Genomic DNA, 8735 nt, shown 5'->3' with positions numbered 1-8735 from the left:
GCCATCGTCGCCGCCCGCTGCCTGGCCTGCCACAACGCGGCGCTGGCGCCCAAGCGCATCCAGTTCCACGAGCCGCGGCTGATCGAGCAGCACGCGGCCGAGATCTACCAGCAGGTGGTCGTGCAGAAGAGCATGCCGCTCAACAACGCGACCGGCATCACCGACGAGGAGCGGGCGACGCTCGGACGCTGGTTCAAGGAGCGTTGACGCCGCCGCAGGCTCCTGGCCGGAGCCACTCGCTCAGACCAGATCGCCCATGACCTCGATCGGAATGATCGCGCCCGGATGCTGGATCACCCGCGCCGCGACGCGATTGCCGAAGACCGCCGCGCTCACCGCATCCGCGCCGGCCAGGCGCCGCGCCAGGTAGCCGCCCGCGAAGGCATCGCCCGCGGCGGTCGTGTCGACGACGCGCGCCACTTCCTCCGTCGGCGCCTCGGCCCAGTGCCCGGGCGCCTGCACGCTGTGCACCAGCGTGGGCGATGCACCGCGCTTGATCAGCACCTCCGGCGTTGGCAGCGACTGTGCATGCGCGATCGCAGCCTCCAAAGAGTCGAGGCCCGTCAGCGCCTGATGGTCGTCCGCCGTCACCAGCGCGATCGTGGCCAGCGAGAACGCGCGCTCGAAGGCGGCGCGTGCCGCGGCGCGGTCGGGCCATAGGCGCGGGCGGAAGTTGTTGTCGAACACCACCTGCGCGCCGCGTGCGCGCAGGCGCTCCATCAGCGCGAAGAGCCGCTCCCGCCCCGCGGGCGGCAGCACGGCCAGCGTGATGCCGCTGAGGTAGAGCGCGTCGAAGTCTTCGGCATGGTGCTCGAGCGGGCTGACGGCCTCATCGAAATAGGCCTTCGCCGCGGCGGTGTCGCGCCAGTAGTGGAAGCTGCGCTCGCCGGCGGGATCGACCTCGATCAGGTACAGCCCGGGCATGCGTCCGGGGATCCGCCGCACCAGCCGGGTGTCGATGCCCTGGTCGCGCCAGCGCTCCAGCAGGCCGGTGCTCAGGCCGTCGTCGCCGAGGGCGGTCGCATAGGCCACCTGAACGCCGGCCGCGTCGCCGCAGCGCTTGAGGTACACGGCGGTGTTGAAGGTGTCGCCGCCATAGCCCTGGGTCATGGGCCCGAAGGCCTGACCCTTGAGTTCCAGCATGCATTCGCCGATCACGGCGACGCGTCGAGTCATCGGAGATCTCCCATCCATGGCTGATCCGTTCAGCGCAGCCAGCGCTGAAGTTCCGGCATCGCGACGGGCAACTGCCCGGCGACCATCGCCGAGAACACCTGCGCGCCCTTGGCGCCCAGGTGGGTGCGATCGAACACCGGATTGGCCGCGCCGGCGCGTTCGGGCGAGGAGGCGCCCTGCGCGGGCGCATCGATCGGCTTGGGCGCCATCGCGAGCGTGTCGGCCTCCGCTTCACCCATCGCCTGCACCGCGGCGTGGCTGATCGCGTTCAGGTCGATCACCGGCACGCGGTGCTCGGTGGCGACGCGGATCGTCGCCTCGGCCCAGGGACGCAGCGCGTTGTCGAGCCGCCCCTGTGCGTCGAAGCTGCGCCGCGTCAGCGGCGTCAGCATCACCAGGCGCGCGCCGGTCGGCGCGACGTCGTCGATGTAGCGGGCGAGATTGGCGGGGAACTCGGTCTGGAGGTCGGTCGAGCGGCCCGGCTTGCCGGGCTGGTCGTTGTGGCCGAACTGCATCAGCACCACGTCGGCCTGGCCCTCGCGCCGCTCGCGCAGCAGCGCCATCACTTGGTCCCACAGACCTTCGGCACGGAAGCTCTTCGTGCTGCGCCCGCCCTTGGCGAGGTTGAGGCAGCTCACCTCGGGCTGGAAGCGCGCGCACAGCGCGTCGCCGTAGCCGCTCTTCGTGGCCATCGTCGAATCGCCGACAAGGATCACGCGCAGCGACGACGGCGGCGATGGCAATGGCGCCGGTGCTTGCGTTTGCGCCTGTGCGACGCCAGCCATGACGCTGAGCGCAGCGAGCCATGCCTTCTTCATGAGTCCTCCAAGGGTGTGCGACCGGAATGGGGCTTGGGGGTCCCGGAGGGAGCCCCCATGCCCCGTGGAGAGTCGGCGCTTGGCCAGCGCCGGTGGGCGGTCGTTGTTGTACTCCGAAACGTTCCTCGACTGCGCGACTTCTGAGCGCGGGCCCGGCCAGGGCAGGGGGCGTCCCGTCCGGGAACCCCCAGCCCTTCCCGGACCCCATGACCAGCGTGCACTTCGTGGAAGGGCTCGCTGGCTGCGGGGAGGGCGGAGGTGGCTCAGAACTTGTAGCTGGCGCCCAGCAGGAACTCGCGGCCGGTGACGTGATAGACCACCGGGCTGTTGCGGGCCCGCGAGATGAACTGGTCGTTCGCCTCGTTGGTCAGGTTGACGCCCTCCAGCGTGACCGTGAGCCGGTCGTTGATCTTGTAGGAGATCGACGCGTCCACGTTGAGTGTGGCGTTCTTCCCTTCGACGTCGTTGTTGTTCTGCCCCGGCACCCGCGTCAGGAAGGACGAGCGCTTGGAGGCCGAGACCCGGGCGCTGAAGGTGTCGTCGTCGTAGTACAGCGTGGCGTTCCACGACTTCGGCGACATGTTGAGCAGGTCGTCGGTGATGGTGGCGTTGCTGGTCGGCGAGACCAGGTAGGTGATCTTCGACTTCACGTAGGTGTAGTTGAGGACCGTGCCGAAGTTGCGCCCCCACGACGGCAGGAAGGTGAACGGCTGCTGGTAGTTCAGCTCGATGCCGCGCAGCTTGCCCCCCGGGGTGTTGATCGGCGTGGTGAGCTGGAAGACCTCCTCGCCGGTGAAGTTGGACGGCAGCAGCGACAGCGGCAGGCCGGTCTGGTTGAACGGCGCGTTGGTGCGCAGGCTCTGGATGTAGGTGTCGATGTTCTTCTGGAACACGCCCACGCCGATGAAGGCGTTGCGGCCGAAGTACCACTCCAGGCTGCCGTCGAAGGTCTTGGCGCGGAAGGGCTTCAGATACGGATTGCCGGTGGTGATCGACAGGGTGCCCGTGGTGCTGATGGTGCCGCCCGGGTTGAGGTTGCCCAGCTGCGGACGCGCCATGACCTTGGCCGCGGCGAAGCGCGCGATGAGGTCCTTGGTGAGGTTGGCCGAGACGTTCAGCGCCGGCAGCCAGTCCTTGTACTTCTGGCCGATGACGACCTCGGTGCCGCCGCCGGTGGCCAGGTAGCCGGTGGCCTCCTGCTCGGTGACGACGTAGCGCACGCCGACGTTGCCCTGCATCCGCAGGCCCAGCACGCGGCCTTCGAAGTCCGCCTGCACGAAGCCGCCGCGGTCGCGCTCGACCACCGCGCGGTTGTTGCCGCGCGCATTGCCGTTGGTGATGGAGGACAGGGTGAAGTCGCCCGGTCCGCCCGCAGGCCCGCTCTTGAGGCAGTTGCAGTAGATGTCGTAGGCGGCGGCGATGGCGTTGAGGTCGGGAATGACCCAGGACGTGGGCGTGCCCGCCGGCAGGCTCAGCCCGCGACCGAAGTTGGTCAGCATCGTCGTCAGCACGCCCGATCCGGCCGCCGGCGAGAAGATGGTGTCGTTCTGGTTGATGCGGCGGAATTCGTAGGTGTCGAAGCTGTACTTCTTGTAGTCGTAGCCCGCCTTGAGGGTCAGCGTGTCGGGCAGGACCTCCCACGCCAGATCCAGGTGGGCGATGTCGTTGCGGTTGTTGGCCCCCTGCGGCCGGATGCGGACCTCGCTGGTGGTCGTGTTGGCGACCGTGGTGGGCTGCGTGCCGGTGGTGACCTGCGGGACGCCGACGATCTGCAGCGCGCCGTTCGGCACCGTCGGGTCGAAGGGGTACTTGATGACCGGCAGGCGGTCGTCGTTGCGGAAGTCCAGCGTGTAGCCGTTGACGTTGAGCGCATCCAGCGTGACCGTGGTCTGCACCGGGTTGCGGAACTTGGAGTCCGCGCGGCCCACCTTGGCATTGAGCTTGAGGTGGTCGGTGAGCTCCTGCTCCAGCGTCAGGCTGGGCTGGCGGAAGGTGGTGGTGAGCTCGTCGTAGCGCGACTCGGCGCGGATGTCGACGCCGTTGAAGACGCCGTACTGGAGCGCGCCGTTGGGCGCGTACTGCGCCTCGACGACGCTGGTCTGCGGCTTGCCGCCCTGGCTCGCGGTGCGGCTGAAGGAGATCGCCTCGAGAAAGTCTTCGCGCCGCGTCGCATCCAGCTTCGAATACAGCATGTCGAAGGTGAGCAGCGTGCGGTCGGTGGGCTTGAACTGCACCGAGCCGGTCAGGCCCAGCCGGTCCTGGTCGTGGGTGAGTCGGCCGTAGCGCGGCAGGCGCGGGTGGAAGTTGTCGGCGCTGCTGGCCAGGCTGTAGGCCGAGCTCGCGCCGGCGGACGCCGGCAGGCGCGGCACGCCCTGCGCGGCCGGGCCGCAGTTGGCCGCGGTGGTGGCGGGATTCGCGGGCGTCGTGCCCTGCGGCGAGCACCAGCCGCCCGAGGATGGGCCGTTGTCCCAGCGCACCGTGGAGAAGCCTTCCTCGAACAGCCGGCGCTTCGAGTACGCGCCGGACACCAGCACGCCCAGCCGCTTGTCGAGGAAGACGTCGCTGATCAGGAAGGCGGCGCGGGGGTCGGTCTCGCGCGCCAGGTCGTTGTAGCGCGCCTTCACCGAGGCGGTGATCACGCGCTTGTTGAAGTCGAAGGGCCGCGCCGCCTGCAGGTCCACCGTCGCGCCGAGCGAGCCTTCGTCCACTTCCGCCGAGCTGCTCTTGCGCACGGTGATGGTGTTGAAGAGCTCGGAGGCGAAGACGTTGAAGTCGAAGCCGCGCGAGCGGTTGGCGCCGCCGGAGCTGTCGGTGCCGCCCGTGGTGGCGAGCGCCTCGATGCCGTTGATGCGCACCCGGGTGAAGTCGGCGCCCAGGCCGCGCACCGTGATGTTGCGGCCTTCGCCGGCGTCGCGGTCGATCACGACGCCGGGAACGCGCTGCAGCGATTCGGCCAGGTTGGTGTCGGGGAACTTGGCGATGTCCTCGGCCTTGATGACGTCGACGATGCCGCGGTCCTGGCGCTTGGCGTTCAGCGCGCTTTCCAGCGACGCCCGGATGCCGGTGACGACCACCGTCTCGAGCGCCTTGTCGCTGGCGGCGGCGGAGGCCGCCGGCGCGGCCGGTGCCGGGGCGGCCTGGTCCTGGCTCCAGGCGGGCAGCGTGAGCGTCGCCGTGCCCAGCAGGCAGGCGGCGAGGCGGGTCAGGCGGGGCGTGGGCGACGCGGCGCGATGCGCGCGGCGCTGACGATCGGACGAGGTCGTCCCGAGGCGAGTCCCATGACGGTGGGGCATGACGTTGTCTCCAAGGTGCTTCTGCGGCCGCGGGCTCGGGATCGTGGCCCTCGCTCTCGCGGCATCGGTCGGTCGCGGGCGCACGCAGGGCGCCGGCAGGTCGGGAGCGGCCGTCGCTGCAGTGCGATCGCCGCCTCGGTACTGCGGATGTCTGCGATCCGCGCCGCGCGCGGACCCTGGGGTCAGGTCGGGGTCAGAGGTAGTCCTCGCGCCGTGGCGAGAACTGGTCCAGCAGCGTGCTGCCGGGCTCCAGCGCGACGACGCCATGCGTCGTCAGCCGCGGCGCGACGAAGGCGTCGCCCGGCTTGAGCGTGCGTTTCACGCCGCCGACCTCGCAGGCGAAGGAGCCGCTCAGGACGAACGCGATCTGGTCATGCGCGTCGTGCGCATGCGGCGTCCCGATGGCGCCTTCGTCGAACTGCACCAGCACCGACATCAGCTCCGGCGTGTGGCCGACGATCTTGCGGCGGATGCCGTCGCCGAGCTCGGTCCAGGGCGCGTCGTCGTTCAGGAAATACGGATTCATCGGGGCGGTCTCCTCGCGATCCCGGCAAGCGCCGGTGCGGCTGGCGCCGGGAGGGTCCCGGCCGTCGTTGCGAGCAACTATAGCGAGGTCGCGAAAAATTGAAACAGCGGTTCACTACATAGAAACCATAGTTCCGGGAAAGTCCGCAGGCCCGTACGCTTCGCTCCCATCAGTCGCCGGAAGCACCCCGATGCCGGGTGTTTCCTTCCGCCGCCGCGCGATGCCGCGCGGCTCGGACACCCCCACCGCACCGAGGAAGACATGGACATCCGCCAACCCATCCACAGCGAGCATGCCCGCACGCTGGACACCGAAGGCCTGCGCCGCCAGTTCCTGGTCGAGGACCTGTTCCAGCCCGACCGCGCGACGCTGACCTACAGCCAGATCGACCGGATCATCGTCGGCGGCATCATGCCGGTGACCCAGCCGGTGACCTTCTCGGCGGACCTGGGCAAGCACACCGGCACCGACTACTTCCTGCAGCGCCGCGAACTGGGGCTGATCAACATCGGCGGCGCGGCCCGCGTCTTCGTCGACGACACGCAGTACGAAGTCGGCCCGCGCGAGGCGCTCTACATCGGCCAGGGCGCGAAGATCGTCGAGTTCAAGAGCGTCGACGGCGCCAACCCGGCGAAGCTCTACTTCAACTGCGCGCCGGCCCACACGTCCTATCCGACGCGCAAGGTCACGCTGGCCGAGGCCTCGCCCGAGACGCTGGGCGCGCCCGAGACGAGCAACCGCCGCACCATCTACAAGTTCCTCGTGCCCGACGTGCTGCCGACCTGCCAGCTGCTGATGGGCATGACGCAGCTGGAGCCGGGCAGCCTGTGGAACACCATGCCCTGCCACCAGCACGACCGCCGCATGGAGGTCTATTTCTACTTCGACATGAAGGCCGACGCGGTGGTCTTCCACATGCTGGGCGAGCCGACGCAGACCCGCCACTTGGTCGTGCGCAACGAGCAGGCGGTGATCAGCCCGAGCTGGTCCATCCATTCCGGCGTCGGCACCCAGGCCTACACCTTCATCTGGGGCATGGTCGGCGAGAACCAGGTCTTCAAGGACATGGACCACGTGCCGATGACGACGCTGCGCTGAAGCGCCGCGGCTCGCGACCCCACCCGACCAAGGGAATGAACGAGATGATCCTGGACAACTTCCAACTCGATGGCCGCGTGGCCATCGTCTCCGGCTGCAACACCGGGCTGGGGCAGGGCATGGCGGTGGCGCTGGCGCAGGCCGGCGCGCACATCGTCGGCGTCAACGTGTCCGACCCGGTCGAGACCCGGACCGAGGTCGAGCGCCTGGGCCGGCGCTTCCTGGACCTGCGCGCCAACCTCGGCGACATCAGCTGCATCGAGGGCCTGGTGGCCGAGGCCAAGTCGCTGACCGGCCGCGTCGACATCCTGGTCAACAACGCCGGCATCATCCGGCGCGAGGATGCGATCCGCTTCAGCGAGAAGGACTGGGACGACGTCGTCGACCTCAACCTCAAGACGGTGTTCTTCTTCTCGCAGGCCGTGGCCAGGCAATACCTCGCGCAGGGCGGCGGCGGCAAGATCATCAACGTGGCGTCGATGCTGTCCTTCCAGGGCGGCGTGCGGGTGCCCTCGTACACCGCCAGCAAGAGCGGCGTGATGGGCATCACCCGGCTGATGGCCAACGAATGGGCGGCGCACGGCATCAACGTCAACGCGATCGCGCCCGGCTACATGGCCACCAACAACACCGCCGCGCTGCGCCAGGACGAGAGCCGCAACGCCGCGATCCTGGACCGCATCCCCGCGGGCCGATGGGGCGTGCCGGACGACCTGGCCGGACCGGTGGTGTTCCTCGCCTCCAAGGCCTCGGACTACGTGAACGGGTATACCGTCGCGGTCGACGGCGGGTGGCTCGCCCGCTGACGCCATGTTCGGCGCGACGGGGCCCGCAGAGGTCCCGCGCGCCCGCCGACGGAGACACGGCTCATGTATGAGAACAAGCGACTGGGCTTCCTGTTCGTCCTGCCTTTCGTGCTGGGCGTGCTGCTGTTCAAGCTCTTCCCCTTCGTGATGAGCTTCGCGCTCAGCTTCACGCAGTACGACCTGATCGACCCGCCCCAATTCGTGGGACTGCGCAACTACGAGGAGCTGGCCACCGCGGACCCGCTGTTCCGCAAGTCGCTGGGCGTGACCCTGCTCTTCGCGCTGCTGGCGGTGCCGCTGCGCGTGGGCTTCGCGCTGTTCATCGCGCACGTGCTCAATTTCAAGCTGCGCGGCATCAACTTCTTCCGGGCGGCGTTCTACATCCCGTCCATCCTCGGCGGCTCGATCGCGGTGGCGGTGCTGTGGCGCTTCGTCTTCGCGCGCAACGGGCTGGTGAACCTGGTGCTGGTGAAGCTCGGCCTCGAGCCGATCCCGTGGCTCGCCGACGAGCATTACTCGATGTGGACCATCGTGCTGCTGTTCACGTGGCAGTTCGGCTCGGCGATGGTGATCTTCCTGGCGGCGCTGCAGAACGTGTCGATCTCGCTGTACGAGGCGGCCGAGTGCGATGGCGCCAGCAAGGCCCAGCAGTTCTGGAAGATCACCGTGCCGCTGATCACGCCGGTGATCTTCTTCAACGTGATCATGCAGATGGTCCACGCGTTCCAGGAATTCAACGGCCCGTACATGATCACCGAGGGCGGCCCGCTGCACTCGACCTACGTGCTGGCGCTCTACATCTACGACCAGAGCTTCCGCTTCTTCAACCTGGGCTACGGCGCGGCGCTGTCGTGGGTGCTGTTCGCGCTCGTCGGCGGACTGGCGGCGCTGTCCTTCTGGAGCTCGAAGTACTGGGTCTTCTATTCGGGCGAGAAGGAGTCCAAGCGATGAGCCGCCTTCCCACCCCCCAGCGCCGCAGTACGCCCCTCCAACCCCCTCTCCCGCTTGCGGGAGAGGG

The 8735-nt window shown here is 68.7% G+C and carries 7 protein-coding genes and 1 pseudogene; 4 read left to right on the top strand and 4 right to left on the bottom strand.

All coding sequences use genetic code 11. The features are described from left to right. A pseudogene (locus FUT87_RS28860) lies at positions 1 to 207 on the top strand (hypothetical protein); the annotation flags it as partial. A gap of 33 nt (positions 208 to 240) precedes the next feature. Here FUT87_RS28860 and FUT87_RS14890 read toward each other — a convergent pair. The 4 genes from FUT87_RS14890 to FUT87_RS14875 form a co-directional block, all read right to left on the bottom strand. Then, positions 241 to 1176, bottom strand: coding sequence for a sugar kinase (locus FUT87_RS14890; protein WP_222617022.1), 936 nt, complete (start codon positions 1174 to 1176; stop codon positions 241 to 243). A gap of 29 nt (positions 1177 to 1205) precedes the next feature. Continuing rightward, entirely contained in the window at positions 1206 to 1994 is a 789-nt protein-coding gene (locus FUT87_RS14885; RefSeq protein ID WP_147239913.1) for a rhamnogalacturonan acetylesterase, read from the bottom strand. Between the two features lie 263 nt (positions 1995 to 2257). Further along, the gene (locus FUT87_RS14880) at positions 2258 to 5287 is read right to left on the bottom strand and encodes a TonB-dependent receptor (protein WP_147241517.1); all 3030 of its coding nucleotides are present in this window, start codon (positions 5285 to 5287) and stop codon (positions 2258 to 2260) included. A gap of 193 nt (positions 5288 to 5480) precedes the next feature. Next, the gene (locus tag FUT87_RS14875) at positions 5481 to 5813 is read right to left on the bottom strand and encodes a cupin domain-containing protein (RefSeq protein ID WP_091721894.1); all 333 of its coding nucleotides are present in this window, start codon (positions 5811 to 5813) and stop codon (positions 5481 to 5483) included. A 261-nt stretch (positions 5814 to 6074) separates the two neighbouring features. Between FUT87_RS14875 and kduI the strand changes: the two genes are divergently transcribed. From kduI to FUT87_RS14860, 3 genes are all read left to right on the top strand, one after another. After that, on the top strand, positions 6075 to 6911 hold the full coding sequence (kduI, locus tag FUT87_RS14870) for a 5-dehydro-4-deoxy-D-glucuronate isomerase (protein ID WP_091721898.1): 837 nt from the start codon (positions 6075 to 6077) through the stop codon (positions 6909 to 6911). A 35-nt stretch (positions 6912 to 6946) separates the two neighbouring features. Further along, on the top strand, positions 6947 to 7717 hold the full coding sequence (kduD, locus tag FUT87_RS14865) for a 2-dehydro-3-deoxy-D-gluconate 5-dehydrogenase KduD (protein WP_254783191.1): 771 nt from the start codon (positions 6947 to 6949) through the stop codon (positions 7715 to 7717). A 63-nt stretch (positions 7718 to 7780) separates the two neighbouring features. Beyond that, positions 7781 to 8668, top strand: coding sequence for a carbohydrate ABC transporter permease (locus FUT87_RS14860; RefSeq protein ID WP_091721903.1), 888 nt, complete (start codon positions 7781 to 7783; stop codon positions 8666 to 8668). The last annotated feature ends 67 nt before the right edge of the window (positions 8669 to 8735 follow it).

The organism is Mitsuaria sp. TWR114 (assembly GCF_007997345.1).
The sequence above is the reverse complement of the archived record's forward strand: the minus strand, read 5'-3'. Positions and strand labels throughout refer to the sequence as shown.

Excerpts from the sequence above, each read along its gene's own strand:
- FUT87_RS14860 (WP_091721903.1), top strand. The coding sequence starts at position 7,781 with ATGTATGAGAACAAGCGACTGGGCTTCCTGTTCGTCCTGCCTTTCGTG.
- FUT87_RS14885 (WP_147239913.1), bottom strand. The coding sequence starts at position 1,994 with ATGAAGAAGGCATGGCTCGCTGCGCTCAGCGTCATGGCTGGCGTCGCA.
- FUT87_RS14890 (WP_222617022.1), bottom strand. The coding sequence starts at position 1,176 with ATGACTCGACGCGTCGCCGTGATCGGCGAATGCATGCTGGAACTCAAG.
- kduI (WP_091721898.1), top strand. The coding sequence starts at position 6,075 with ATGGACATCCGCCAACCCATCCACAGCGAGCATGCCCGCACGCTGGAC.
- FUT87_RS14875 (WP_091721894.1), bottom strand. The coding sequence starts at position 5,813 with ATGAATCCGTATTTCCTGAACGACGACGCGCCCTGGACCGAGCTCGGC.
- FUT87_RS14880 (WP_147241517.1), bottom strand. The coding sequence starts at position 5,287 with ATGCCCCACCGTCATGGGACTCGCCTCGGGACGACCTCGTCCGATCGT.
- kduD (WP_254783191.1), top strand. The coding sequence starts at position 6,947 with ATGAACGAGATGATCCTGGACAACTTCCAACTCGATGGCCGCGTGGCC.